The 25,097-nt window shown below is 47.5% G+C and carries 26 protein-coding genes and 1 tRNA gene; 23 read left to right on the top strand and 4 right to left on the bottom strand.

What is annotated here, in order from left to right; genetic code table 11:
• Window positions 1-41: 41 nt before the first annotated feature.
• The 9 genes from ybgC (at window position 42) to nadA (ending at window position 6,749) form a co-directional block, all read left to right on the top strand.
• Window positions 42-494, top strand: a complete 453-nt coding sequence (gene ybgC / locus AKN87_RS06380) for a tol-pal system-associated acyl-CoA thioesterase (protein WP_053102844.1) — start codon at window positions 42-44, stop codon at window positions 492-494.
• Between the two features lie 26 nt (window positions 495-520).
• Window positions 521-1,195 (top strand): protein TolQ, encoded by a 675-nt coding sequence (gene tolQ, locus AKN87_RS06375; protein WP_053101905.1) that lies wholly within the window; start codon window positions 521-523, stop codon window positions 1,193-1,195.
• A gap of 5 nt (window positions 1,196-1,200) precedes the next feature.
• Complete coding sequence (gene tolR / locus AKN87_RS06370) at window positions 1,201-1,653, top strand: protein TolR (RefSeq protein WP_053102843.1); 453 nt, start codon at window positions 1,201-1,203, stop codon at window positions 1,651-1,653.
• Window positions 1,653-2,789 (top strand): cell envelope integrity protein TolA, encoded by a 1,137-nt coding sequence (tolA, locus tag AKN87_RS06365; protein ID WP_053102842.1) that lies wholly within the window; start codon window positions 1,653-1,655, stop codon window positions 2,787-2,789. Before tolR ends, tolA begins: the two co-directional genes overlap by 1 nt.
• A gap of 29 nt (window positions 2,790-2,818) precedes the next feature.
• The gene (gene tolB / locus AKN87_RS06360; RefSeq protein WP_373332759.1) at window positions 2,819-4,081 is read left to right on the top strand and encodes a Tol-Pal system beta propeller repeat protein TolB; all 1,263 of its coding nucleotides are present in this window, start codon (window positions 2,819-2,821) and stop codon (window positions 4,079-4,081) included.
• A 53-nt stretch (window positions 4,082-4,134) separates the two neighbouring features.
• Entirely contained in the window at window positions 4,135-4,647 is a 513-nt protein-coding gene (pal, locus tag AKN87_RS06355) for a peptidoglycan-associated lipoprotein Pal (RefSeq protein WP_053102841.1), read from the top strand.
• A 5-nt stretch (window positions 4,648-4,652) separates the two neighbouring features.
• Window positions 4,653-5,408 (top strand): tol-pal system protein YbgF, encoded by a 756-nt coding sequence (ybgF, locus tag AKN87_RS06350; protein WP_053103636.1) that lies wholly within the window; start codon window positions 4,653-4,655, stop codon window positions 5,406-5,408.
• A 107-nt stretch (window positions 5,409-5,515) separates the two neighbouring features.
• Window positions 5,516-5,590 (top strand) — tRNA-Lys (locus AKN87_RS06345).
• A 100-nt stretch (window positions 5,591-5,690) separates the two neighbouring features.
• Window positions 5,691-6,749: a quinolinate synthase NadA gene (gene nadA / locus AKN87_RS06340; protein ID WP_053102840.1), complete on the top strand. Its 1,059-nt coding sequence runs from the start codon at window positions 5,691-5,693 to the stop codon at window positions 6,747-6,749.
• A gap of 390 nt (window positions 6,750-7,139) precedes the next feature.
• Here nadA and mscL read toward each other — a convergent pair whose 3' ends face one another.
• Both mscL and AKN87_RS06330 read right to left on the bottom strand, forming a co-directional pair.
• On the bottom strand, window positions 7,140-7,559 hold the full coding sequence (gene mscL / locus AKN87_RS06335) for a large-conductance mechanosensitive channel protein MscL (protein WP_053100376.1): 420 nt from the start codon (window positions 7,557-7,559) through the stop codon (window positions 7,140-7,142).
• 152 nt (window positions 7,560-7,711) lie between these two features.
• Window positions 7,712-8,680: a polyprenyl synthetase family protein gene (locus AKN87_RS06330; RefSeq protein WP_053102839.1), complete on the bottom strand. Its 969-nt coding sequence runs from the start codon at window positions 8,678-8,680 to the stop codon at window positions 7,712-7,714.
• 246 nt (window positions 8,681-8,926) lie between these two features.
• Here AKN87_RS06330 and rplU point away from each other — a divergent pair, with 246 nt between their 5' ends.
• The 14 genes from rplU (at window position 8,927) to AKN87_RS06260 (ending at window position 22,546) form a co-directional block, all read left to right on the top strand.
• Window positions 8,927-9,238 carry a 50S ribosomal protein L21 gene (gene rplU, locus AKN87_RS06325; RefSeq protein ID WP_053100372.1) on the top strand — a complete coding sequence of 104 codons (312 nt, stop codon included), beginning with the start codon at window positions 8,927-8,929 and terminating at the stop codon, window positions 9,236-9,238.
• Window positions 9,239-9,268: 30 nt separating this feature from the next.
• Window positions 9,269-9,526 (top strand): 50S ribosomal protein L27, encoded by a 258-nt coding sequence (gene rpmA / locus AKN87_RS06320; protein ID WP_053100371.1) that lies wholly within the window; start codon window positions 9,269-9,271, stop codon window positions 9,524-9,526.
• A gap of 133 nt (window positions 9,527-9,659) precedes the next feature.
• The gene (gene cgtA / locus AKN87_RS06315) at window positions 9,660-10,883 is read left to right on the top strand and encodes an Obg family GTPase CgtA (protein ID WP_053100369.1); all 1,224 of its coding nucleotides are present in this window, start codon (window positions 9,660-9,662) and stop codon (window positions 10,881-10,883) included.
• A gap of 55 nt (window positions 10,884-10,938) precedes the next feature.
• The gene (gene proB, locus AKN87_RS06310; protein WP_053102838.1) at window positions 10,939-12,057 is read left to right on the top strand and encodes a glutamate 5-kinase; all 1,119 of its coding nucleotides are present in this window, start codon (window positions 10,939-10,941) and stop codon (window positions 12,055-12,057) included.
• Window positions 12,058-12,208: 151 nt separating this feature from the next.
• Window positions 12,209-12,739, top strand: a complete 531-nt coding sequence (pilV, locus tag AKN87_RS06305) for a type IV pilus modification protein PilV (protein WP_053102837.1) — start codon at window positions 12,209-12,211, stop codon at window positions 12,737-12,739.
• Between the two features lie 20 nt (window positions 12,740-12,759).
• Complete coding sequence (locus AKN87_RS06300) at window positions 12,760-13,470, top strand: PilW family protein (protein ID WP_053102836.1); 711 nt, start codon at window positions 12,760-12,762, stop codon at window positions 13,468-13,470.
• A gap of 8 nt (window positions 13,471-13,478) precedes the next feature.
• Window positions 13,479-14,027 (top strand): PilX N-terminal domain-containing pilus assembly protein, encoded by a 549-nt coding sequence (locus tag AKN87_RS06295; RefSeq protein ID WP_053109632.1) that lies wholly within the window; start codon window positions 13,479-13,481, stop codon window positions 14,025-14,027.
• Between the two features lie 23 nt (window positions 14,028-14,050).
• Window positions 14,051-15,526 carry a pilus assembly protein gene (locus AKN87_RS06290; RefSeq protein ID WP_053102834.1) on the top strand — a complete coding sequence of 492 codons (1,476 nt, stop codon included), beginning with the start codon at window positions 14,051-14,053 and terminating at the stop codon, window positions 15,524-15,526.
• An 11-nt stretch (window positions 15,527-15,537) separates the two neighbouring features.
• Window positions 15,538-15,942 (top strand): type IV pilin protein, encoded by a 405-nt coding sequence (locus AKN87_RS06285; protein ID WP_053102833.1) that lies wholly within the window; start codon window positions 15,538-15,540, stop codon window positions 15,940-15,942.
• A 113-nt stretch (window positions 15,943-16,055) separates the two neighbouring features.
• Window positions 16,056-17,151, top strand: a protein-coding gene (prfB, locus tag AKN87_RS06280) for a peptide chain release factor 2 (RefSeq protein ID WP_096335116.1) whose coding sequence is annotated in 2 segments (ribosomal slippage) — window positions 16,056-16,127 and window positions 16,129-17,151 — 1,095 coding nt in all. Because the reading frame shifts where the segments join, the coding sequence is not laid out codon by codon here.
• Between the two features lie 74 nt (window positions 17,152-17,225).
• On the top strand, window positions 17,226-18,731 hold the full coding sequence (gene lysS, locus AKN87_RS06275; RefSeq protein ID WP_053102831.1) for a lysine--tRNA ligase: 1,506 nt from the start codon (window positions 17,226-17,228) through the stop codon (window positions 18,729-18,731).
• A 114-nt stretch (window positions 18,732-18,845) separates the two neighbouring features.
• Window positions 18,846-20,060: a tyrosine transporter TyrP gene (tyrP, locus tag AKN87_RS06270; protein ID WP_053102830.1), complete on the top strand. Its 1,215-nt coding sequence runs from the start codon at window positions 18,846-18,848 to the stop codon at window positions 20,058-20,060.
• A 193-nt stretch (window positions 20,061-20,253) separates the two neighbouring features.
• On the top strand, window positions 20,254-21,657 hold the full coding sequence (locus AKN87_RS06265) for a cytochrome c (protein WP_080995517.1): 1,404 nt from the start codon (window positions 20,254-20,256) through the stop codon (window positions 21,655-21,657).
• Window positions 21,650-22,546, top strand: a complete 897-nt coding sequence (locus AKN87_RS06260) for a c-type cytochrome (RefSeq protein WP_053102829.1) — start codon at window positions 21,650-21,652, stop codon at window positions 22,544-22,546. Before AKN87_RS06265 ends, AKN87_RS06260 begins: the two co-directional genes overlap by 8 nt.
• 46 nt (window positions 22,547-22,592) lie before the next feature.
• Here the strand turns inward: AKN87_RS06260 and AKN87_RS06255 are convergent, their stop codons facing one another.
• Both AKN87_RS06255 and AKN87_RS06250 read right to left on the bottom strand, forming a co-directional pair.
• Window positions 22,593-23,330: an SIR2 family NAD-dependent protein deacylase gene (locus AKN87_RS06255; RefSeq protein WP_053102828.1), complete on the bottom strand. Its 738-nt coding sequence runs from the start codon at window positions 23,328-23,330 to the stop codon at window positions 22,593-22,595.
• A 28-nt stretch (window positions 23,331-23,358) separates the two neighbouring features.
• Entirely contained in the window at window positions 23,359-24,978 is a 1,620-nt protein-coding gene (locus tag AKN87_RS06250; protein WP_053102827.1) for an NAD+ synthase, read from the bottom strand.
• Window positions 24,979-25,097: the final 119 nt, after the last annotated feature.

The following is a 25,097-nucleotide window of genomic DNA, read 5'->3' as shown; positions in this document are numbered from 1 at the left end:
TGCTCTACCATATTGGCAAGCACTAGGAGAACTCTTACAGTATGCAACTTCAAACAGCGCCCGGCACCTTTGCTCTGCAAAGTCGTGTTTATTACGAAGATACAGATGCGGGCGGAGTGGTTTTCTACGTTAATTACTTGAAGTTTATGGAGCGGGCACGGACTGAGTTTTTACGTGACCTAGGCTTTAAGCAGTCGCAATTAGCGAAAGAAAACTGTTTGTTTGTCGTGCATAGCGCTAACGCTCGTTATCATGCGCCAGCACGTTTAGATGATTTACTCTTAATCACTGCTACAGTAAGTGCGATCAAGCGCGCAAGCTTAGTGTTTAAGCAGCAAGTTATTTGCCAGACAACCCAACAGCTATTGTGCGCAGGTGAGTTTATCGTTGCTTGTGTGCAGGCTGATACTTTTAAACCGCGGGCTATCCCGAAAACCTTAGTCGATGCTTTTGAAGCGTACGATAGACGTTCAAGTGCAGGAGAAAGAGCGTGAACGCTAGTGTAAATACTGTAGATCATATGTCGATGTGGAGCTTAATCAGCAATGCTAGCTTGTTAGTACAGCTGGTAATGTTGATTTTGGTGCTGGCCTCTATTGTGTCTTGGGTGCTTATTTTTCAACGGGTTAACTTATTGCGCGCTATGCGCAGTAGCTTTACTGCCTTTGAAGATCGTTTTTGGTCAGGAATTGATTTGGCGAAACTCTATCGCCAAACCAGTGCCGAGCCTGATGTTGACTCAGGAGCTGAGCAAATTTTCCGTGCCGGTTTTAAAGAGTTTTCGCGTCTACGTCAGCAATCGGGTACAGACCCTGATGCAGTAATGGAAGGTGTCGCTCGAGCCATGCGAGTGGCTATTTCCCGTGAGGAAGAAAAGCTTGAGCGTGGTTTGCCGTTTTTGGCAACGGTTGGCTCGACCAGTCCTTATGTGGGTTTGTTTGGTACGGTATGGGGAATTATGAACTCGTTCCGTGGTTTAGCGCAGGTACAGCAGGCCACCTTAGCCACTGTTGCTCCTGGAATTGCCGAAGCCTTGATTGCTACCGCGATTGGTTTATTTGCCGCGATTCCAGCAGTCGTCGCTTATAACCGATTCTCTGCGCAAGCTGAGACCTTGATTGCTCGTTATTACACTTTTGCCGATGAGTTCCAGGCTATTTTGCATCGCAAAGTACACTCTTCAGTTGATGAGTAAGTTTAATGGCTAGAATTAGAAATAGACGTAAGCCCGTTGCTGAAATGAACGTAGTGCCTTACATCGACGTGATGCTGGTGCTGTTGGTTATTTTCATGGTGACTGCGCCAATGCTCAATCAAGGGGTAAAAGTTGATTTGCCGCAAGTGAGCAGTGAGGTGTTACCCCAAGATAACGATGCGCTAGTGCTTACTATCTCGATCAAAGCAGATAAAACCTATTACTGGAATACCGGTGCTGAAGTAGATGTCGATACAGTACAAGATGAGGCCGTTTCGCTGGAGCAGATGATCACCGCTGCGCAGGCGATTATTGCTGCTAATAGCGCCCAAGGTAAGAAGGTGCAGGTGTTTGTTCGCGCGGATAAAGCAGTGGATTATGGTAGCGTGATGGCAGCGATGGGTGGCTTACAACAAGCCGGTGTGACAGATGTTGGGCTAATTACTGAGGCACCCTAATGCACGAGTTGCGTTCTCCGTCAGAAAAATTATTTTGGCCGGTGCTGCTAGCAGTGACGATGCATGCGTTGTTATTTGCTTTTTTGTTTGTCAGCTTTGCGAAAACTCCGGAGTTGCCGCCTAGTCAACCGATTATCAAAGCAACGTTGTATCAGTTGCATTCACAAAGCCAAGCCACTACCCAAACCAATCAGAAAATTGCGGGTGAAACGCAAAAAACACAAGCACCGCAGTACGAAACAGAGCAGCTGGAGCAGCGTAAAGCTGAGCAGCAAGCGGTAGTGGCGGCAAAGAAAAAGGCTGAAGAGGCGGAAAGACAAAAGCAAGCCGAGGCTAAAGCCGCGGCAGAAGCAGCACAAAAAGCCGAGCAAGCTAAGCAGCAAGCAGCAAAACAGGCAGCTGAGCAAAAAGCAGCTGAGCAGAAAAAAGCAGAAGAAGCAAAAAAAGCCGAGGCTAAGTTAAAACAAGAGCAGCTAAAACAAGCTGAAGCCGCTAAATTAAAAGCGGCTGAAGAAGCGGCGAAAAAAGCTGAGGCTGAAGCAGCGAAGAAAAAAGCCGCAGAAGAGGCTAAAAAGAAAGCCGATGCTGAGGCTGCGAAGAAAAAGGCGGCAGAAGAAGCCAAGAAGAAAGCTGAGGCTGAAGCGGCCAAGAAAAAAGCCGCCGAAGAGGCAAAGAAGAAAGCCGATGCTGAAGCAGCGAAAAAGAAGGCAGCGGAAGAAGCAAAGAAAAAGGCAGCTGCAGCCAAAGCTTTAGAAGATAAAAAAGCTGCAGCTTTAGCTGAATTGCTAGCTGATGAGGTGGGCTATCAACAAACTAAAGCAGCAACTACGGGTAGCCAAGTAGCAGGCGGAATTGATGATCTGATTGTACGGTTAGTCAGTCAGCAGTGGATTCGTCCGCCTTCGGCGCGTAAAGGAATGTCAGTTGAGGTAACCATTGAGATGATGCCTGATGGCACCATCACCAATGCTTCCGTGACGCGTTCGAGTGGTGACTCATCATTTGATGCCTCAGCAGTGGCTGCGGTCAGAAAGGTGGGCCGCGTAGCCGAAGTGCAGAAACTGGATCGTGCTACCTTTAATCAGTTATATAGAAAACGTCGTGCCGTATTTAAACCGGAGGATTTAGGATTGTGAAAACCTTAAAATATCTGATCTCAGCTACTTTGCTGCTGCTCAGCAGTGTGCTCTATGCGGCTGATCCATTGGTTATTTCCAGTGGTAATGATCGCGCAGTACCAATTGCTGTGGTGCCTTTTGGTGGTAGTGCGAGCAGCTTGCCAGAGGATTTAGCGAGTATTATCGCCAATGACTTACGTAACTCGGGCTTATTTGAACCCATTGCTCCGCAGAATATGATTAGTCGCCCAGCTACTGCAGGTGAAGTTGTGTTTCGTGACTGGCAGGCTATTGGTGCGCAGTATGTACTGGTGGGGAATGTGGCAGTGAATGGCTCGCGTTACCAGGCCCAGTTCTCTTTGCTCAATGTGAGCAGCCAAGAGCAGATGGCGCAAGGCACCGTGGGTGGCAGTATTGAGCAGTTGCGTGATATGGCGCACCATATTTCGGATAGTGCTTATGAAAAGTTGACCGGGCAAAAAGGAGCTTTCTCTACTCGCTTACTGTATGTAACTGCAGAGCGCTTCTCTGAGACCAATACCCGTTACACGCTGCAGCGTTCTGACTACGATGGCGCGCGCGCTGTAACCTTGCTGCAATCACGGGAGCCTATTCTGTCACCAAGATTTTCGCCAGACGGTAGCCGTATTGCCTATGTTTCTTTTGAGCAGAAACGCCCACGTATTTTTGTCCAGCATATTGATTCTGGTCGCCGGGAACAGGTGACTGATTTTGAAGGGTTAAATGGCGCGCCGGCCTGGTCACCAGATGGTAGCCGCCTTGCTTTTGTATTATCAAAAGACGGTAACCCCGAAATTTATGTGATGAATATGTCCAGTCGCCAGTTAACACGGGCAACTAATCACCCAGCCATTGATACTGAACCATTTTGGGGTAAGGATAATCAAACGATTTACTTCACTTCAGATCGTGCAGGACGACCACAGATTTACAAAATGAACTTGGGTTCAGGTGCGGTAGAGCGTGTGACTTTCGTAGGAAATTACAATGCTAACCCTAAACTTTCTGCGGATGAGAAGACCTTGGTCATGATTCATCGTCAAGAAGGGTATAAAGTATTCAAGGTGGCGGCACAAGACTTGACTCGTGGTGATTTACGTATTTTGTCTGAAACGAGTTTAGATGAGTCGCCTACTGTTGCACCGAATGGTGGCATGGTAATCTATGCAACCCGCCAGCAAGGACGTGGAGTACTAATGCTTGCATCCATTAATGGACGCGTGCGAGTATCTCTACCAACTGCGCAAGGAGAGGTTCGCGAACCATCATGGTCTCCTTACCTCAAATAAAATGATGTACACAATCATAATGTAAACATAAAAGTTCACTCAGGAGCTTTAAAATGGAAATGCTAAAATTAGGTAAATTTGCTGCGCTATCATTAGCTTTAGCGGTAGCGGTTGGTTGTTCTTCCAAAGGCGGTGACGCAAGCGGTCAAGGTCAGGGCACGGACGGTTACGATCCAAACGCTGGCTACGGCGCTGATGCGGGTTCCGTTGATGGCAGCATGAATGCTGAAGAAGCAGCATTACGTGCGATCACTACGTTCTACTTCGAGTTCGACAGCTCTGACCTAAAACCAGAAGCAATGCGCGCGCTTGACGTACACGGCCGTGACCTGCAACAAAGTGGTGCGCGTGTAGTATTAGAAGGCCACACCGATGAGCGTGGTACTCGTGAATACAACATGGCACTCGGCGAGCGTCGTGCTAAAGCTGTTCAGCGTTACTTAGTATTACAGGGCGTTTCTCCTGCACAGTTAGAACTCGTTTCTTACGGTGAAGAGCGTCCAGTAGCGGTTGGTAGCAACGAAAGCTCTTGGGCACAAAACCGTCGCGTAGAATTACGTAAGTAATGACTATGATGAAGCTTCGATACCTTTCTATGGTGATTGCACTGAGCTCAGGCTTGGTGCACGCCGCAGTACCTGTCTATGAGGGATCTCAATCGGGATCTTATAACAGTAACCAAGGCTACCGAGATGCTAACGGAGCTTCAGCTCAGGGCGGTGCGCAAGCACCGCTCTCTGCACAAGGTCAGCTGTTTATGCAGCTGCAACAAATGCAGCAAGAAATTAGTACGCTACGTGGTCTAGTTGAAGAGCAAGCGTATGAGATTAAGCAGCTCAAGCAGCAAGGCTTAGAGCGCTATCAAGAGTTAGATCAACGCTTTAATTCTATGGAAACTGCAGCACCTGTGCGTGAGGCAGCTGCTGACTCCGCATCATCTGAGCCTGCAGATCCAGCCAAAGAAAAGTTATTTTATGATGCGGCTTATGATTTAGTAAAGCAGCGCGACTTTGCTAAAGCACAGCAAGCATTTTCTGCCTTTTTAAGAAAGTATCCACGCAGTCAGTATGCTGCAAATGCGCAGTACTGGTTGGGTGAGGTTAACTTAAGCCAAGGTAATCTGGAGCAAGCCGCTAGCTCATTTGAAAAGGTTACGCTTGATTGGCCAGAGCACAGTAAGACGCCTGATTCTTTATATAAGTTAGGTGATGTGCAGCGGCAAATGGGTAACCGTGAAGAAGCTAAATTGCTGTGGCAACGAGTGGTTTCTAAGTATGCCGATAGCTCTGCGGCGAAGCTGGCCGAGCGAGAGCTGCGTAACTACTAAACTCTATTTTATCGTGCTCGCTTGTATTGGGTAGGATGAGTAGTTTTAAGGGCAGATAAAAATATTCTTTGCATCAATTCAAAAAAAGAGTATTATGCCTGCCCCTCGGGTCGTTAGCTCAGTGGTAGAGCAGTTGGCTTTTAACCAATTGGTCGTAGGTTCGACCCCTACACGACCCACCACTTTTCCAAATCACTATTAATGTCGACATTCCTAAATACAGCAGCTACATTGTGCGCGTATTTTTTTGATGCGTTTAAAAACGCTTGAGGGCTGGCGAACATGAGTCATATTTCTGAACGTATTCTTGTGCAGGCACATCTTGCCGCAAAGCAAATTAAGCCGCTAACGGCTGAGCGAGAGCAAGAGTTACGTGAGAAAATCGTCCATGAGTTAAACGCTCAAAACGCTGTTCTAGTGGCACACTATTATTGTGATCCTGTGTTGCAGGCGTTAGCCGAAGAGACGGGGGGCTGCGTGGCAGACTCTCTAGAAATGGCACGCTTTGGCACGCAGCATGCAGCCGACACTTTGGTGGTTGCTGGTGTGCGGTTTATGGGCGAAACAGCAAAAATTTTAAGTCCAGAAAAACGAGTACTGATGCCAACTTTAGAGGCAACCTGTTCGTTGGATTTAGGTTGTCCGGTAAAAGCTTTTTCAGATTTTTGTGATCAGCATCCTGAACGCACAGTAGTGGTTTATGCCAATACTTCGGCTGCAGTTAAAGCGCGCGCCGATTGGGTGGTAACCTCAAGTTGTGCTTTAGAGATTGTTGAAAGCCTAATGGATAATGGTGAGAAAATTATCTGGGGTCCAGATCAGCACTTAGGCCGTTATATTCAGCGGGAAACTGGCGCTGATATGTTGCTGTGGGATGGGGCTTGTATTGTCCATGAAGAGTTTAAATCTAAGCAGCTAGCGGATATGAAGCAGTTATATCCTGAGGCGTTAGTATTGGCTCACCCCGAGTCGCCTACTGCAGTGCTGGAACTGGCTGATGTGGTAGGTTCTACTTCGCAATTGATTAAAGCTAGCCAAGAGCGCCCTGAAACTCAGTTTATTGTGGCTACTGATAAAGGCATTTTCTATAAAATGCAGCAGTTAAGTCCTAACAAGAGCTTTATCGAAGCGCCTACAGCGGGCGAGGGTGCATCTTGCCGTAGTTGTGCACTTTGCCCTTGGATGGCGATGAATACGTTAGAGGCGCTGCTAGAGAGTCTACAAACGGGTTCTAACGAGATCCAGGTGGATCCTGCGCTGATTCCTAAGGCGGTGAAGCCACTGCAGCGTATGCTGGACTTTACCCAGCAAGCACAGCTAACAGTGACAGGTAACGCTTAATCACGGTTTGCCGATCAATAAAAAGCCGAGCTTAAAGCTCGGCTTTTTTGTGTCTGTGTGATTTGTGCTGGATAAATACTAAGAAGTATCAATGTAGAAAAATATTTTCCTAGCCTCTAGTTGGCTGACATTTAAAAGTTAATAAGTAGTGGCTAACAACAAATTGAGTATCTGTAACTAATCAATTTAGGCTGTCTTATTAGATGAGAGAGAAGGAGACAGAATCAATCAAGAGTGAGGGCGTTGAAAAAATACGCAGGCTAATGAGTAAGCTATTAGACATTGTTAAGCCTTATTTAATTAAGACTGAATAAAAAATGCCCGATATCAATATCGGGCATTTTAAGTTGCAATAGTTCCAGCCTACTTTAACACTGGATAGTGGGCTAACTATTGCTTGGTATTTTGCTGTTTTAGCAGGTCGCGAATTTCGCCAAGTAATAACTCTTCATTGCTAGGCGTTGGATCTGCGGGCGCTTCTTCTACCACTTCTTCTTCACGCTTTAGGCGGTTAATGGCCTTAATTCCCATAAATACGGCAAATGCGATAATTAGAAAATCAATCACTGTCTGTAAAAATTGACCGTAAGCCAGTAATACCGCCGGGGTATCGCCTTGGGCTTCTTTGAGCACGATGGCTAGATCTGAGAAATCAACACCGCCTAGCAATAAGCCAATAGGTGGCATGATCACATCGCCAACAAAGGAGGAGACAATTTTACCGAATGCAGCACCAATAATGATACCAACTGCCATATCGACAACGTTACCTTTTACGGCAAAGGCTTTGAATTCTTTGATAAAACTCATTCTGAAGTTCCTATTTCTTAGAAATGATGACGCAAGCTATAAGCGGGTTATTTTAGCGTTAAAATGGCTGTTGAAGAACCCTTATCTTATAATAGTTAAAAAATAACGACCCTAGGTTCAGTGAGCTAGAGTCGTTGATTGCTTCGGTTGAATTAGTGAGTTCTGGCAACGGCGAACTGTGCAAGTTCAGTGAGTGCTGCTTTATATTTTGACTCAGGTAATGGGGATAGATAAGCGATCGCTTGATCGGCGTAATGGCGTGCGCGTTGTGCGGTGTAGGCAAGTGCGCCGGAGTCATTAACCGCTTGGCTGATCGCCTCTAGGTTTTCAAGGCCACCTTTTTGAATCGCACTGCGTACTAGAGCTGCTTGTTCGGTTGTGCCTTCGCGCATCGTCACAATTAAAGGCAGAGTCGGTTTGCCTTCGGCTAAATCATCGCCAACATTTTTGCCTAGAGTTTCAGCATCGCCTTGGTAATCCAATAGATCGTCAACCAACTGGAAAGCAATACCTAGAGCATCACCGAACAGGCGCAAAGCCTCGCAGTGTTCGGCGGGGGCGTTGGCTAACACTGCGGCGCTATGGGTTGAGGCTTCAAATAGCATGGCTGTTTTACCGCGAATTACTTGCATATAGGTTTCTTCGGTAGTGCTAGCATCACGCACCTTGGTTAGCTGCAATACTTCGCCTTCAGCAATCACACGGGTAGCATGGGAAATTATCTGCATCACTGGTAACGAGGCCAATTTAACCATCATTTCAAACGAGCGGGCATAGAGAAAATCGCCGACTAGCACGCTGGGCGCATTGCCCCATTTAGCATTAGCAGTCGCACGGTTACGGCGTAAATCAGACTTGTCCACAACATCATCATGCAGCAGTGTTGAGGTGTGAAGAAACTCAATAATGGCTGCCAGTAGCAGCAATTCATCATCTTGTTTATTGACGGCATTGCCAGCTAGCAGTACTAATAAAGGGCGTAAGCGTTTGCCGCCAGCTGAGATAATGTAATCGCCTATTTTTTCAACCAGCGGAACATCAGAATTAAGTTGTTGTTTGATTAGTTGATCGACGGCAGTAAATTCATCCGCTACGACTTGATAAAAGGCTTGTGGTTGCATAGTTGTTAGGCTTTTAAGTGAGTTTGTATGCATGCTAGGTCTGCCGTCGAAGACTGTCAAGGTAATGCGCGTAACTACTTGCTTAGCGGCAAATAGTTGCGTACAATTCGCACCCCTAAACCATTTTATTTGGGTAACAACCCTGACTTACGCAATTGCAGAGGCCCTAATCCAGCTAATGCAGCCATGCCAACCATTACTTATTTCTATAAAGCGTTGGGTGAGCAGGTATAACGGAGAATGCGAATGTACGCAGTAATTGTAACCGGCGGCAAACAATATAAAGTCGCTGAAGGTGAATACCTTAAAATTGAAAAGCTAGAAGTAGCTACCGGCGAAGCAGTAACTTTCGACCGCGTACTTTTAGTGGGTAATGGTGATGATGTTACTATCGGTGCGCCTGTTGTTGAGGGTGCTAAAGTGACTGCTGAAGTGGTTGAGCAAGGTCGTCACGATAAAGTGCGTATCATCAAGTTCCGCCGTCGTAAGCACAGCATGAAGCGTCAGGGCCACCGTCAGTGGTACACTGAAGTTAAAATCACTGGTATCCAAGCGTAAGCTTGAACCCCCAACTGGAGTACTGAACTCATGGCAACGAAAAAAGCTGGCGGTTCTACCCGCAACGGTCGCGATTCGGAATCGAAACGCCTTGGCGTCAAGATCTTCGGCGGCCAAACAGTTAAAGCTGGCAACATCATTGTGCGTCAGCGTGGCACCGAATTCCACCCAGGTAACGGTGTTGGTATGGGCAAAGACCATACTCTCTTCGCTAAAGAAGAAGGCGTGGTTAAGTTCCAAGTAAAGGGTGCTTTTGGTCGTCGTTACGTTAGTATCGAAAACGCATAAGTATCTTTTTCAGAAAAGCCCTGTCTTATGACGGGGCTTTTTTGTTTGTGCAGGCAGTAAAGACGGATGACCGTGCTTGTTGTATCCTGCGAGACTATTATTATGCCCGTAGGCAAAGCGGGAGGAACAAAGCATGAAATTCGTTGATGAAGTATCCATCTTTGTAAAAGCAGGCGACGGCGGCAATGGCTGCATGAGTTTTCGCCGTGAAAAATTTATTGAGTTTGGTGGCCCTAACGGTGGCGATGGCGGTGATGGCGGGTCGGTTTTGATGGAAGCCGATGAAAACCTCAATACCTTGCTCGACTACCGTTACACCCGTCGCTTTGATGCGCAGCGCGGTCAAAATGGAATGGGCAGTGAAAAAACTGGGGCTAAGGGTGAAGACCTAATATTAAAAGTGCCAGTAGGTACCACCATTATTGATGCTAATACCCAAGAAATTATTGGTGATTTAGTTGAGCATGGGCAGCGGATTATGGTGGCCCAGGGTGGTTGGCATGGACTGGGTAATACCCGTTTTAAGTCCAGTACGAACCGTGCACCGCGGCAGACTACGCCGGGTAAACCAGGTGAGTCGCGTGACCTTAAGTTAGAGTTGAAAGTGCTGGCCGATGTTGGGTTGTTGGGTTTACCGAATGCCGGAAAAAGTACCTTTATTCGCGCAGTTTCAGCGGCAAAGCCGAAAGTAGCGGATTATCCGTTTACAACGTTAACTCCAAATCTTGGTGTGGTCGGCGTTGGGCGCTTTCAAAACTTTGTGATCGCCGATATTCCCGGCTTAATTGAAGGCGCGGCAGAGGGTACAGGATTAGGTATACGCTTCTTAAAGCACCTAACTCGTACTCGCTTACTGCTACATATTGTTGATCTTGCACCGCTTGATGAAAGTGATCCAGCAGAAGCAGCACAGATTATTCTGAATGAAGTTGAGCAATTTAGCCCAGCATTGATGCAACGTGAGCGTTGGCTGGTGCTCAATAAAGCTGATCAGCTGTTTGATGATGAGCGCAACGAGCGTGTGCAACATGTGATTGAGCAATTAGCGTGGGAAGGGCCGGTTTTTGTGATCTCGGCCATTGAGCGTGAAGGGACTGAGGCGCTGTGTAAAGAAATTATGCGTTTCTTAGATCAGCGTGCGGCGCGAATACAAGAAGAACCTGAGTTTGCTGAACAGTTAGCCGCCTTAGACCAGCTAATTGAAGATGAAGCACGGGCTTACTTGCAGTCGTTAGATGATCGCCGAGCCTTACGCCGTGCCGGAGTAAAACCGGTGGACGAGCTACTAGACGAGGAAGAAGACTTTGAGGATGAGGAAGATCCTGAAGACGGTCCAGAGATTATTTACGTTCGTTAAAATCAGATGATTATTGGCGAGTGGCACTGGGGTGCCTCGCTCTAAGGTGTGAACTATGCGTGAGAAGGTAACCAGTGCCCAACGTTGGGTGGTAAAGATTGGCAGTGCGCTGTTAACTGCTGATGGTCGAGGGCTTGATCGTGAAGCAATGGCGATCTGGGTCAGGCAAATGGTCGCGTTGCGCCGAGCAGGAATTGATTTGGTTCTAGTTTCTTCTGGTGCAGTGGCTGCAGGTATGAGCCGCTTGGGCTGGTTGGAGCGCCCCAGCGCGATTCACGAGTTACAAGCAGCCGCTGCAGTTGGGCAAATGAGTTTAGTAAAAGCCTGGCAAACCAGCTTTGCTGAGCACAATGAGCGTACCGCGCAAATTCTTTTAACCCATGATGATCTGTCGGATCGTAAGCGTTACTTGAATGCGCGTAGCACCCTGCGAACTTTACTTGAGTTGGGCGTCATTCCAGTGATCAATGAAAATGATACGGTGGCTACCGACGAGATCCGTTTTGGTGATAACGATACCTTAGCTGCGTTGGTGGCTAACTTAGTGGAGGCTGACTTGCTGGTTATCTTAACGGATCAGCAGGGTATGTTTGATGCTGATCCACGGAATAATCCAGAGGCGCAGCTGATTTATGAGGCTAGGGCTGATGATCCAGAGTTAGATGCAGTGGCTGGTGGCACTGGCGGAGCCTTAGGACGCGGCGGGATGCAAACTAAGTTGCGTGCTGCACGTTTAGCAGCGCGTTCGGGCGCTTACTCGGTGATTGTTGGTGGTCGTATTGAAAGGGTATTGGATCGCTTACATAGTGGTGAGCGCTTAGGTACTTTGTTGTCACCGGAGCAATGCCGCCATGGTGCACGTAAACAATGGTTAGCCGGGCACTTACAAACCCGTGGCACCCTAACTTTAGATGCCGGTGCAGTTAAAGCCTTGGTTGACGATCATAAAAGCTTATTGCCAGTTGGTGTTACTGCGGTCGAGGGTAAGTTTCGCCGCGGGGAAATGGTGGTCTGCGTGGATCAGGACGGTAAAGAAATCGCCCGTGGTTTGGCTAATTATAGCGTAGCTGAGGCAGAAAAAATTCTTGGTCACTGCTCGGAAGAAATCGAGAAGGTACTAGGTTATGTCGCTGAGGCTGAGTTGGTGCATCGGGATAACTTAGTATTGAGTTAAGCGCATAATTAATGGGTTGTTGCTAGAAGCCGTGTTCATTACTGAACGCGGCTTTTTTGTTTTTAACTATCCTAGCAGGAGCGCATTTTTAGGCTAAGCACCTAGTCTTGAGCATAGAACAGGTCGCGGTCGGTAAGACGAGGGCTAGGTGATGAGAAAGTCAGTAGCAGGTTTTAGCCTAATCGAAGTGTTAGTGGCATTAAGCGTGTTCTCTTTGGGAATGCTCAGTGTGCTAGAACTGCAGGTTAAGGCAAGTACTTACGCTGGGCAGGCCAAATATGCGCAAGCTGCGCACTTGTTGGCTTTGGATTTGCGCGGAATTTATCAGTATCAGCTACTAAAGCAAGCGAATGAGGGCGCTACTGCTAATGATCTGTTGTTACCAACGAAAACCTTGGGTGGAAATTTGCCCATAGCGACCTGTGCAGCTGACATAGGCTCAATTGAGGTGCAGCTGAGCTGTTGGCAAGAACGCATGTTTAGGCAATTACCTAGTGCTGAGCAAGTGTTTGCTGAGTATGCCTATATTTGTCAGAGCGCCGAGCCAGGTCGGTGCAGCGCTACCGGTGATGCTTTAGAGATTCAGTTGGCTTGGACTGCGACTAATAGCTTGTGCTCGGTAGTATCTCCGCTGGATAGCGGGCAGCAACTGTGTTTTTATCGCGCGCGTATTGAGCTATGAATAAGTCGGTCAGGCGGTATATGCAAGGGTTAAGTCTGATTGAGTTATTGATCGGCTTGGTGTTAAGCAGTGCCTTGATACTTACCGTCAGTACCTTGTATTTAGCAGTTAAGAAGCACTATTTGCTACAGGAGTCAGTATTGAGCACGCAAGTTAATAGCCGATTACTGCACAGTTTATTACTGGAATATGTAGCTAAGGCAGGTTTTCGCCAGCACTTTGATCAGGAGCGGTCACAGGTATTTCCGACATTGACGACTTATGCAGAGTGCTCGTTTAAGGCGGCGCAGGTTTTAGTGGTAGATACGCAATTAAATCGCTTTTGTGTGCGTTATGAAGCAGCCACTAACGCACAGTTAGATTGTACAGGGCAGCCAATAGAAGGGACTGCGGTGTTGTTGTTTGAGTTTCGCTTAAATCCACAGCAGCCCTATTTAGGAGCGCTTTACTGTAAAAATCTAGTGGCGAAAGTGCCAGCTGCTGTGGAGTTGCTCTCGGGTATAGCTGATGTGCGTTTGCAACCGCTGCATCGACACAGTGCACAGCAAGAGCAATTGGTTGGATTGGATGTGCAGTGGCTAATAATCAGTGAGCAAAAATTTGAGCAGGTTTCTTCAAAGGACTTAGATGGCTGGCGTGGCGGTTTACAGTCTCGCTTGCAGCAACATTTTGCAGGGCATCTGTATCAAGAGGCGCGGGCTCATTTCACGACGCGGCAGCAAGGCTTATGAAAAGGTTAATGCGTGCAGATCAGCAGCAGGGAGCTGCATTATTAGTGAGCTTGGTGTTGTTAATGCTAATGAGCTTGTTAGTGATTAGTGTGGTGGATGGCGTTATTTTAGAGACTCGTATTACTGGGGTGATTACTCAGCAACATAGCTTAGAGCAGGCAGCTGAATATGGTTTAAAACAAGCAGAGCAGCAGGTGTATGCATTAAGTCAGGCGCAGCAGCATCCTTGGCTGTTGCTTAATGAGTGTGGGAGTGCGGGCTGTATCAAACCTTTGCTTACCCAAGAGCAGCTACAGGAGTTTTATCAGGCGGAGCTATCGCTGTTTCAGCGCTATGACGCCCAAAGTCAGCGATTAGCAGGTGATGAACAGTTGCAGGTGCGCTGGTTGATTGGTTGGGTGAGTCCTGTGCTATTGAAGGCGACAGTAGCGCATTACTCCCCTACAGCATTACCTGCCGGTGCGCAGTATTTTATTGTCAATGTATTAAGTCAAACGGAAGCAGGGCAGCACGTGCAGTTACAAACCGTGCTGGCGGATTTTTGGCTGGCGGAGTAATCAGCGCTTAAGGGAGTTAACACATGTGGAGACTATTTAGCCAAAAAGCACTTTGGTTGTTAGCGCTTTATATTTTACAGCCTGCTGAGGTAGTAGCAGAGGTTGCCTGCGATCCTGCCCATTTGTCGGTCATTCAGCATCTCAGTCAGCGAGCAAGCCCACCTTTAGTTCGTTTTATTACTCAACATAACCCGACTGTTTTATTGCGTAATCACCTGTTGCAGTTAGAGGCAGAATCCAGTCTTCAAGAGTTGTTATTAGTTCAAGTAGGTCAAGATCAGCAGTTATATGTCACACAGCGTAATGGTTCGTTGCTGGGGTTAAATCTGCAAACAGGTGCTGTGCTGTTTGCTTGGCAGCCAGAACAACTTAATAATCTACTACCACCAGTCTTGGTGCAGACTAAGATGCAAGCCTTGCCACAGTCTTCGAGTCGCCAAAGTGCAACGGCTGCACTAGTAATCGCGATGACTGGCAGTATTGAGGGACTACTGGTATTGCAATTAGGTAGTCATCAATTACCACAACTCCGTTGGAGTCAGGTGGTAGAGACAGTTGCTACTAGTCCATCGCTTGGTTATTCACCCTCGATGCAGATAGCCGAGTTAGCGCCGAACCAGTGGTATGTGTTGTGGGGAGTGGCGGGTGAGTTGTTGTTTTACAGCTTAGCGACTGGAGAGTTAAATGCTCGAACAGTGCTTAGCGAAGAATCAGAGCCGCTTTCAGCTTTGGGTTTGTTTGCGTGGCACAGCGCAGAAATTGCCACCATGGCTTATGTGGGTGGGGCCAGTGGGCGATTATGGCGAGTTAATTTAGCGCAGGTATTAGCGGGTGCCGCAACGAGTGCCAGACTTATTTTTCAAGGAGAGCCGCAACAATCGATCGTGCTAGCCCCCTTGGCTTTGCCATTAGCTAGCAGTCATCACGAGCCACAGTTACTGGTGGTCTTTACTGCAGAGCATCGTCAGCAGAATCGCTCCTATGTGCTCGGTGTGCGTGATGGTTGGTTGAGCGAGCATGCTGGCACAGCAGTGGTTACCTCCGAGCAGTTACTACAGCAGCACATTGCCGTGGAACAGTTTGAGTTCAATGTGCTCAATCAGATGAACCAGTTAATTAATGGTGAGTTAGATTGGCAGCGTTATGCCGGCTGGCGCTTGGCTTTATTAGAGAGACACTTCGTAGTTGAGCCGTTGCTAGTGCTAGATAAAAAGTTATTTCTAGTCGCCAGAGCGTTGGATACCGAGCAGTGTTTAACCAGTGCTCAGCATTGGTTATACGGACTGGAGGTGAGCGAGCAGCAGGTCTTTAATAAAGCCGTTTTTTTGGCGCCAGAGGAGCCTATTCAAGGGCATCTCATTACCTTGGAGGAAGCACCAGAGTTAAGTGTGAAACGCAAGAATCAGCAACATTTATCCCTTTGCAGCTTGTCTCAGTGTTTTGCGTTGGGGCTTGAACCGCGACTCAGTGGACGCCAGTCTTGGCGAGTCATTCGATAAAGGAGGTGCCTATGGATAGGCAGCGCATACGAGGTTTTACCTTGTTCGAACTGATCATTACCGTGGCAATCGTTGGGCTGCTAGCCTCGATTGTTTACTCCAGTCATAAATTAAGTGTGCATAAGGGCTATCGGGCAGAAGGCAAAGCGTACTTGATGGATTTGGCGATCAAGCAAGAGCAACATTATTTTCAGTATCAGCAGTATATACTTGAAAATAGTAAGTTGGCCGAACTTAAGATGCCGGCTCGCAGTGTTAGTAATAAGTATCAGGTGAGTTTGGCTAAATTGGCTAATGATGGCGGTTATACCATGCAAGCTACGCCATTATTTGATGATGAGCTGTGTGGTACCTTGTCAATTAATGCTAAAGGTGAGAAAAAACCAGCTACCGCGGGTTGCTGGCCTTTGCCCTAATCAGTTTCAGCTAACCTTTGCCTGCAGATTATTCAGCAACAGGCCTGCAGGCAAAGGGCGCTTCAGGTATAATCCCCGCTTTATGTAAAACTACAGAGTTTGAGTGTGCTGTTATGGAAATCAATCCGCTGGTAACCCGTATTAAAGACTATTCCGAACGTACTGAAACGATTCGGGGGTATCTTTGACTACGCGAATAAAAAAGATCGCTTAGTTGAAGTCGAGCGTGAGCTCGAAGATCCTAATGTTTGGAATGATCCTGAGTACGCTCAAAACTTAGGCCGCGAACGTTCAACACTGGCTAAAATCGTTGACACCCTAGAAGAGTTAGGTGATGGCTTAGTGGATGCCAGCGAACTGCTAGAGATGGCGGTTGAAGAGGATGACGCCGACGCGGTTGCAGAAATCGAAGCAGAAGTGGCACGTTTAGGTGAAGAGCTAGAAAAGCTTGAGTTTCGTCGGATGTTTAGCGGCGAGATGGATGAAAATAACGCTTACCTTGATATTCAAGCCGGCTCAGGTGGTACCGAGGCGCAAGACTGGGCCAGCATGTTGCTGCGCATGTATTTGCGCTGGGCTGACCATAATGGTTTTGAAGCAACCATTATGGAATTATCTGACGGTGACGTGGCTGGGGTCAAAGGCGCCAGCTTACATATTAAAGGTGAGTACGCCTATGGCTGGTTACGCACTGAAAGTGGCGTGCATCGCTTAGTCCGTAAAAGCCCGTTTGACTCGGGTAATCGCCGTCATACTTCGTTTACTGCAGTGTTTGTCTCGCCAGAAATTGATGACAATATTGAAATTGATATTAATCCGGCAGATTTACGGGTTGATACCTATCGTTCATCTGGTGCTGGTGGTCAACACGTTAACACTACTGACTCGGCGGTGCGTATCACCCACGTGCCAACCAATACTGTAGTCGCCTGTCAGAATGAGCGCTCGCAACATGCCAACCGCGACACCGCAATGAAAATGCTGCGGGCTAAACTGTATGAGCAAGAAATGCAGAAGCGCTCGGCAGCTTCTCAAGCCTTAGAAGATGCCAAATCAGATATTGGTTGGGGGCATCAAATCCGCTCATACGTACTGGATCAGTCACGAATCAAAGACTTACGCACCAACATTGAAAACAGTAACTGTGATGCAGTGTTGGATGGCGATATTAATGACTTCTTAGAAGCCAGCTTAAAGCAAGGGTTATAACCACCGGGTGTGGGATTTAACAAATATTTTTTAGCAGCTTAGCTGCACTGACTAAATTATTGGATGCACTCATCATGAGCGAACAACCGCTAAATACAAGTGAATTGCAAGAGGAAGAAAATCAGTTAATTGCGCTACGTAAAGAAAAACTTGCAGCAGCGCGGGCCAAGGGTAATGCCTTTCCCAATGATTTTCGTCGTGAACATTACTGCGCTGATTTACAGAAGCAATACGCAGATGTCAGTAAAGAAGACCTCGAAGCCCAAGCAATTCCAGTGAAAGTAGCGGGCCGCATCATGTTAAACCGTGGTGCATTTATGGTTATACAAGACAGCAGCGGCCGTTTACAGGTGTATGTGGACCGCAAAGGCTTAGATAAAGAAAAACTTGCTGAAATTAAAACCTGGGATTTAGGCGATATTATTGCAGCGGAGGGAACTTTGGCCCGTTCGGGTAAGGGTGACCTGTACGTACATATGACAGCAGTGCAGTTGCTGACTAAATCATTACGTCCGCTGCCTGATAAGCACCATGGCTTAACCGACACTGAGCAGCGCTATCGTCAGCGCTACGTTGACTTAATCGTCAATGATGAAGTGCGCGATACCTTCGTCACGCGTTCTAAAGTGATCAGCTATATTCGTAACTTCTTAACTCAGCGTGGTTTTTTAGAAGTTGAAACGCCGATGCTGCAAACCATTCCAGGTGGTGCGTCAGCTAAGCCTTTTGAAACCCATCACAATGCGCTGGATTTAGAAATGTATCTGCGCATTGCTCCTGAATTGTATTTAAAGCGGTTAGTAGTTGGTGGATTTGAAAAGGTCTTTGAAATTAACCGTAACTTCCGTAATGAAGGGGTTTCTACGCGCCATAATCCAGAATTTACGATGTTGGAGTTCTACCAAGCTTACGCTGACTACGAAGATAATATGGACTTAACCGAAGAGTTATTCCGTGAGCTAGCGTTAGAAGTTTTAGGCACGACGGATGTGCCTTACCAAGGTAAGGTATTCCACTTTGGTGAGCCGTTTGTGCGCTTATCATTGTTTGACTCGATTCTCAAATATAACCCAGAGATTACTGCCGAGGACTTGCAGGATCTCGATAAAGCGCGTGCCTTGGCGAAAAAGCATGGGGCTGATGTGTTAGGTTTTGAAGGTCTGGGTAAGTTACAAACCATGATTTTCGAAGAAACCGTTGAGCATAAGCTTGAGCAACCGACCTTCATTACTCGTTATCCGTTTGAAGTTTCGCCTTTAGCACGGCGTTCGGATGATGATCCAAATGTAACCGACCGTTTTGAGCTGTTTATTGGTGGCCGTGAAATCGCCAATGCTTATTCTGAGTTAAACGATGCAGAAGATCAGGCCGAGCGTTTTATGGCGCAAGTGGCCGATAAAGATGCCGGTGATGATGAGGCGATGCACTACGATGCCGACTTTGTACGAGCATTAGAGTACGGTATGCCACCGACAGCCGGTGAAGGTATTGGGATTGACCGTTTAGTAATGTTGCTCACCGACTCGCCGTCGATTCGTGATGTGATTTTATTCCCGCACATGCGTCCAGAGCATCACTAAGTTAGCGTAAGTCATGCCGCACCGAGGTTACTGGGTGCGGCATTTTTTTTATCGTAAAAAGGTTGGTTGTTCGGCGACTGACTACAGAGGTTGCGCCTTGGCGCAGAGTTTTCTATGAAAAGTAGCGCCCTAGGCAGTACGTTTATTGTTGCAGGCACCGCTTTAGGTGCCGGTATGTTGGCTATGCCGTTAGCCACTGCAGGTGTGGGGTTTTTCCCAGCTTTATTAATGCTCGGTGGGTTATGGGCGGTGATGTGCTATACCGCGCTATTACTGGTTGAAGCCTATCAGCAGCACGCGCCATGCCTTGGTTTAGCTTCATTAGCTGCTCATTATTTGGGACCAGTGGGTTATTGGTTGGCGACCTTAGCGATGCCATTTTTGATGTATGCTTTGGTGGCTGCTTATATTAGTGGGGGTGGCGAATTAGTTCAGGTATCGCTGGCGAACTGGCTAGGCTGGCAGCTGACCAGCACTGAAGCGATTTTACTGTTTACCCTGACCGGAGGGGCGATCGTTTCTTTAGGCACTCGTTCGGTCGATCTTGTGAATCGTTGGCTATTTGCGGTAAAGATCTTGTTTTTATTAGCCATGTTAATGCTCTTGCTACCCCATGTTGAGCAAGTCAACTTACTTACTATGCCGGTTGAGCAGGCATTAATCCTATCGGCGATTCCTGTGGTGTTTACCTCCTTTGGCTTCCATGGCAGTGTCCCCAGTATCGTTAGCTATTTAGGCGGCGACACTCAGAAGCTACGTTGGGTATTTATTATTGGTAGTGCGATACCGTTAGTGATTTATATTCTGTGGCAGTTGGCGACCTTAGGGGCGATTCCCTCTACTGAGTTTGTCGGCATTATGGCTGAAGAAAGTGGACTGAATGGGTTACTAACAGCAGTTAAAGATGTGGTGGAAGTACCTAAAGTTGAAGTGGCAGTACGCTCTTTTGCAGCGCTGGCTTTGGCTACTTCATTTTTGGGTGTAGCACTTGGATTGTTTGATTTCTTAGCGGATGTTTTTCAGCGCCAGCCAACAGCCAGTGGACGCTTGCAAACTGGTTTGCTTACCTTTATTCCGCCCTTATGCTTTGCCTTGTTTTATCCCAAAGGGTTTATTTTTGCCTTGGGTTTTGCAGCCATTGCTTTATCAGTCTTGTCCTTGTTGTTGCCGGCAATGATGGTCTGGCAGCTGCGTAAACATACGCAAAATACCAAATTGTATCGAGTTGCTGGTGGTTCGCTGGCCTTAGTTGTGGTCTTTAGTTTAGGGCTAGTGATTATTCTGATTCAGCTGGGAATTGTGCTGGGTAAGTTGCCTGCAGTAGGCTAGCAGTGAAGAAAGTTTAGCTGACTTAGAAGTCAGTTAGACTTTGCTTGATGCAGATCATTGGTAAGGGTTTTTGCTAGAAAATAGCCATTAGCTTCGCTATCTAAATATATATATTACGAGTATCAGACAGTTATTCTAAAGTTGTATAAGCAGCTGTAGAAAATTGAATATCAAACCGTTGCTAGGAGGCGGTATGGGACTCGTAAAACGCATGGGCGTCGTGGGTGTAGTAGGCTTTGCTGCAGTACTGGGCTTCGCCTATTCAGTGCCCCATTGGTATGCACCCAAACAAGAGGCTGAAGTAAATATCCATGATCCAGAGTTGATCAAAAAGGGTGAATACGCGGCCATTGCCGGAGACTGTGTGGCCTGCCATACCGCGCCAGGAGGCAAGCCATTTGCCGGTGGTTTAGCTATGCACACACCACTGGGCGCGATTTATTCCACCAATATTACCCCAGACCCTGAAACGGGAATTGGTAATTACTCCTATGCTGATTTTGAGCGTGCAGTACGTCGGGGTATTCGTCCAGATAATGTGTCGATGTATCCTGCGATGCCATCGCCTTCTTATCAGATTGTCAGTGATGATGAAATTAAAGCGATGTATGCCTACTTTATGAGTAGCGTTGAAGCCGTACGTCAAGACAATCATGCCTCAAGTATTCCTTGGCCATTTAATATGCGCTGGCCGCTAGCGTTATGGCAGGTGATGTTTGCTCAGCCGCGTGAATTCGTGGCTGACCCTGCGGCAACGCCTGAAGTACAACGGGGCGCTTATTTGGTGGAAGGACTGGCGCACTGTGGTGCTTGTCACACCCCACGCGGCATCGCCTTTCAGGAGAAGTCCTTACATGCCAAAGATGGTGATTATTTCTTAGGCGGTGCAGTACTTGAAGGCTGGTATGCCAAGAGCTTGCGCGGTGAGGGCACCGGACTTGCTACCTGGACGGAAGATGAGTTGTATGACTTTTTACGCTCAGGTCGAACTGAAAAAACGGCGGCTTTTGGCAGTATGGCGGATGTGGTCTCCCATAGCTTGCAACATATGACAGATGCTGATGTGCGTAGTATTGCGAAGTACATTAAGCAGTTACCAGCGAAAAAAGGCTATGCGGTTGAGCGGCAGCAGCAAGCGGATACCACTACTGGTGCCTTGTTAGATGGTGATTATTCAGCTAAGGGCGCGTTGGTCTATGTAGAGCACTGCGCGGCGTGTCACCGCTTAGATGGTAAAGGGGCACCACGTATTTTCCCTGCTCTAGCCGGTAACTCAATTGTATTTGCTGAAGATCCGAGTTCACTGATTCAGGTGACGCTAGAGGGTGGCTATATGCCAGCCACGCGACATGATGTGATGACCTTTGCTATGCCTGGCTTTGAGCATTTAACTGATACTGAGGTGGCAGATGTACTGACCTTCATTCGTCAAGGTTGGACTAACCAAGCCAGCGCTATTGATGTTAAAGACGTAGCTCGTATGCGCAAACTGGTAGTTAATAAGCCTGCCCACTATGTACCTGAGGGTTACTTAGCTGAAGGCTATGTGGCTGACAATGATCGTTCCGCTGAATCTGCAGGAGACCAACATGAGTAAGTGGATTGCTGCATCCGCAGCCTTAGCTTTAATCTTAGGCGCTCCATTGGCTGTAGCCGAAGTTGGTAGCTCGAAGTTACCGATTAGCCTGTCTGCGGTAGATAAAGACGGTAAGCCGTTGCCAACCTATATTGTGCCCAAAGACGCTGATATTCTGCGCCATGATAATGCTGAGCAAATTATGCTGGGTAAGCGCTTATTGAATGAAACTAAGCGTTTATTACCAGAAAATGTCGGCGCTAATATGAACTGCAATAGCTGTCATGTGGCTCAGGGTAAGATGCACTTTGGCGCACCTTATCTAAATACAGTGAATTCATTCCCGCAGTTTAACCCACGGGCAGAGCGAGTGATGACCCTTGAAGAGCGGGTCAATGGCTGCTTTATGCGCTCGATGAATGGTAAGCCATTGGCTATCGACAGCAAAGAAATGCAGGCAATTGTCGCCTATATGCAGTGGTTGGCCCAAGATGTTCCCCATGGTGGTAAAGCAGTGGAGCTGGTTAACTCGGGACCGATTGATATGAGCTTGACGCCTGATCCAGTGCGAGGCCAAGCCATCTATGCTAAGCAGTGCGCAACCTGTCATGGAGTAAATGGCGAAGGCATGATGGATGGTGCTGGTAACGTAATGTTTCCACCCTTATGGGGTGAAGAGTCCTTTAATATTGGGGCAGGTTTGGCTCGTTTATATAAAGCGGCGCAGTTTGTTAAGTACAATATGCCGATGGGAGTGAGTAAAACTAAACCCTGGGGCCAAGGTAATGTACTGAGTGATCAGGATGCAGTGGATGTGGCTGGCTACTTTACCCAGATGCAGCGTCCCGACTTCCCAGCCAAGGTCAATGACTGGCCAAGTGGTAAAAAGCCTAAAGACGCACGTTATTAATAGTACATCTGAGTAATAAAGGGAGCTAGTTTTAGCTCCCTTTATTTTATGCTGCTGTTAACTGCTGATTCAGGGCTTCTAATAAGCCTTTAATTGACTGCTGATTAATGACTAAATCAGCTAAATAGTCCATGTCCGTTGGTTCGTAGTTAATGATCACTAACTTTGCCCCCATTTGTTTAGCCAGATGTGGAAAGCCATTGGCCGGTGAAACGCTTAGCGATGAGCCCAAGACAATAAATAAATCGCATGCTCGGGTCAGTTGCTCGGCCCTTTGAAAAGTGTCTTGCGGTAACATCTCGCCAAATAACACAATTCCTGGGCGAACAGTACCGCCACAAGGGCAATAAGCTGAGCCGGTTAAATAGGTGTGTCGCGCCATCGCTGCGCCACAGGAGTGGCAATGTAAGTCACGGAAGCTGCCGTGTAATTCCAGTACTTGTTGGCTGCCTGCATCATCATGAAAGCCATCAACGTTTTGGGTGATAATTCCTTGCAGCAAGCCGTGTTGTTCCCAGCGGGCCAAAATGTAATGTCCGCTATGGGGCTGATACTGATTAATGTCAGCTAAGCGGGCCTGATAAAAGGCGGTAAATTCGTCGCGGTTATGCTCAAGAGCGCGCACATGGGCTAACTCAGATGGATTAAACTTCTTCCACAGCCCACGCTCGGCTGAGCGAAAGTCTGGCAGGCCACTTTCGGTTGACATGCCAGCTCCGCTAAACACTAAGGTATGTTTAGCCTGTTTGAGCCAATTAAGTAGAGTAAGGGTTGATTGCTGCATGCTGTGCTCCTCACGTACTGGGTAACAGTTAATTGCCCCGCGGCCAAGCATTCGTGATCGGGTAATGACGATCTGCACCAAAGCTACGTTTAGTGATGCGTGGTCCTACGGCGGCTTGCTGGCGCTTATATTCATTAAGATCGACTAGGCGCAAAATACGTAGCACGACTTCTTCGGCAAAACCTTGTTGAATAATGGCTTGTGCCGACTGATCTTCTTCAACATAAAGGCGCAAGATTTCATCGAGCAGCGGATAGGGCGGCAGTGAATCTTCATCTTTTTGATCTGGCGATAATTCTGCTGAGGGTGCGCGCTCAATCACTCGCTCAGGAATAACATACCCTAAGCTGTTGCGATAACGTGCCAGTTCATAGACTAGGGTTTTAGGCACATCCTTTAACAGCGCAAAACCGCCGGCCATATCGCCATAGAGCGTGGAGTAACCTACCGCAGTTTCACTTTTATTACTGGTAGTCAGGACTAGATAGCCACTTTTATTGGATAGCGCCATTAATAGAGTGCCACGACACCTTGCTTGCAGGTTTTCTTCGGTAGTGTCTTTAGGTAAACCTGCAAAGACGGGCTCTAAGGTCGCTAGAAAGCTTTCCACCATCGGCGCGATGGCTAGGGAGCGATAGGCTACACCCATAAGCTTGGCTTGTTCAGCTGCGTCATCCTGACTAATTTGTGCGGTGTAGTGGTAGGGCATCATTACTGCCTCTACCTTATCAGCACCTAAGGCATCGGCGGCAATAGCCAAGACCATGGCGGAATCAATGCCCCCTGATAGTCCAAGCAAAACGCCTTTAAAGCCATTATGTTGCACGTAATCTTGCAAGGCTAAAACCAAGGCTTGATAGGCACTGGCGAGCATGGGTAATAAGGGCGTGATTGTTTGTGAGGGTAGCGCCTGGTGGTTAAATTCAGAAAGATATAAGCCTTCAGTGAAAGCCGGTGCCCGTAGTGTGAGCTGTCCTTGAGGGTTTAGCGCAATGCTTTGGCCGTCAAAGATAAAGTCATCCTGCCCGCCGACTAGATTGGTGTAGTAAATCGAGAGCTGATGCTGGGTGGCCAATAAGCTTAAGAGTTGCTCGCGCTGAGATTGTTTGTCTAGCTCAAAGGGCGAGGCATTGAGGGTTAAAATAATTTCAGTTCCCGCAGCTTTGGCTTGTTTCACGGGCGCAGGGTGCCACAGGTCTTCACAGATAAGCAGTGCGCAATCAACGCCTTTAACTTTAAAGGTGCTACTGCTATTGCCGGCACTAAAGTAATTAGGCTCAGCAAACACGGGAGCGCCTGGTAGCTGTTGCTTATGGTACCAATGCACAATCTGACCTTGATAAATCACCACAGCACTATTGAAGCGCTGTGTGTTTTCTAGCCAAGGTAAACCAATCACGCAGTAGAGAGCTTTGGGTAACTGTGCCAGTAGTCTGTTTAAGGCCGCTTCGATACGAAGCTGCATACTCGGTCGCAGTAGTAAGTCTTGGGCCGGATAACCGCACAGGGTAAGTTCGGGAAATAGCACTAGATCCGCCTGTTGTTGCGCGGCTTGTTCAGCGTAGTGCAGGATTTTTTCCACATTAGCTTCAATATCACCGACTCGACATTTGATTTGCGCTTGGGCAATCCGCAACAGATTAGGCATAGTACTTATCCTAGCTTTATATAGTGAAAACAGTAATTCTTAGGTATTAATGATTAACTGAGTCAAATAAACAGTGCTATGATACTTGATAATTTTTCCGGCTGCTGCGGGCATAAGGC

This window comes from Thiopseudomonas alkaliphila (assembly GCF_001267175.1).
In the GTDB taxonomy this organism is placed as follows: domain Bacteria; phylum Pseudomonadota; class Gammaproteobacteria; order Pseudomonadales; family Pseudomonadaceae; genus Oblitimonas; species Oblitimonas alkaliphila.
The sequence above is the reverse complement of the archived record's forward strand: the minus strand, read 5'-3'. Positions and strand labels throughout refer to the sequence as shown.

Bases quoted from the DNA above. Each gene is read 5' to 3' on its own strand.
- ybgC (WP_053102844.1), top strand. From the start codon at position 42: ATGCAACTTCAAACAGCGCCCGGCACCTTTGCTCTGCAAAGTCGTGTT.
- tolQ (WP_053101905.1), top strand. From the start codon at position 521: ATGTCGATGTGGAGCTTAATCAGCAATGCTAGCTTGTTAGTACAGCTG.
- tolR (WP_053102843.1), top strand. From the start codon at position 1,201: ATGGCTAGAATTAGAAATAGACGTAAGCCCGTTGCTGAAATGAACGTA.
- tolA (WP_053102842.1), top strand. From the start codon at position 1,653: ATGCACGAGTTGCGTTCTCCGTCAGAAAAATTATTTTGGCCGGTGCTG.
- pal (WP_053102841.1), top strand. From the start codon at position 4,135: ATGGAAATGCTAAAATTAGGTAAATTTGCTGCGCTATCATTAGCTTTA.
- ybgF (WP_053103636.1), top strand. From the start codon at position 4,653: ATGATGAAGCTTCGATACCTTTCTATGGTGATTGCACTGAGCTCAGGC.
- nadA (WP_053102840.1), top strand. From the start codon at position 5,691: ATGAGTCATATTTCTGAACGTATTCTTGTGCAGGCACATCTTGCCGCA.
- mscL (WP_053100376.1), bottom strand. From the start codon at position 7,559: ATGAGTTTTATCAAAGAATTCAAAGCCTTTGCCGTAAAAGGTAACGTT.
- AKN87_RS06330 (WP_053102839.1), bottom strand. From the start codon at position 8,680: ATGCAACCACAAGCCTTTTATCAAGTCGTAGCGGATGAATTTACTGCC.
- rplU (WP_053100372.1), top strand. From the start codon at position 8,927: ATGTACGCAGTAATTGTAACCGGCGGCAAACAATATAAAGTCGCTGAA.
- rpmA (WP_053100371.1), top strand. From the start codon at position 9,269: ATGGCAACGAAAAAAGCTGGCGGTTCTACCCGCAACGGTCGCGATTCG.
- cgtA (WP_053100369.1), top strand. From the start codon at position 9,660: ATGAAATTCGTTGATGAAGTATCCATCTTTGTAAAAGCAGGCGACGGC.
- proB (WP_053102838.1), top strand. From the start codon at position 10,939: ATGCGTGAGAAGGTAACCAGTGCCCAACGTTGGGTGGTAAAGATTGGC.
- pilV (WP_053102837.1), top strand. From the start codon at position 12,209: ATGAGAAAGTCAGTAGCAGGTTTTAGCCTAATCGAAGTGTTAGTGGCA.
- AKN87_RS06300 (WP_053102836.1), top strand. From the start codon at position 12,760: ATGCAAGGGTTAAGTCTGATTGAGTTATTGATCGGCTTGGTGTTAAGC.
- AKN87_RS06295 (WP_053109632.1), top strand. From the start codon at position 13,479: ATGCGTGCAGATCAGCAGCAGGGAGCTGCATTATTAGTGAGCTTGGTG.
- AKN87_RS06290 (WP_053102834.1), top strand. From the start codon at position 14,051: ATGTGGAGACTATTTAGCCAAAAAGCACTTTGGTTGTTAGCGCTTTAT.
- AKN87_RS06285 (WP_053102833.1), top strand. From the start codon at position 15,538: ATGGATAGGCAGCGCATACGAGGTTTTACCTTGTTCGAACTGATCATT.
- lysS (WP_053102831.1), top strand. From the start codon at position 17,226: ATGAGCGAACAACCGCTAAATACAAGTGAATTGCAAGAGGAAGAAAAT.
- tyrP (WP_053102830.1), top strand. From the start codon at position 18,846: ATGAAAAGTAGCGCCCTAGGCAGTACGTTTATTGTTGCAGGCACCGCT.
- AKN87_RS06265 (WP_080995517.1), top strand. From the start codon at position 20,254: ATGGGACTCGTAAAACGCATGGGCGTCGTGGGTGTAGTAGGCTTTGCT.
- AKN87_RS06260 (WP_053102829.1), top strand. From the start codon at position 21,650: ATGAGTAAGTGGATTGCTGCATCCGCAGCCTTAGCTTTAATCTTAGGC.
- AKN87_RS06255 (WP_053102828.1), bottom strand. From the start codon at position 23,330: ATGCAGCAATCAACCCTTACTCTACTTAATTGGCTCAAACAGGCTAAA.
- AKN87_RS06250 (WP_053102827.1), bottom strand. From the start codon at position 24,978: ATGCCTAATCTGTTGCGGATTGCCCAAGCGCAAATCAAATGTCGAGTC.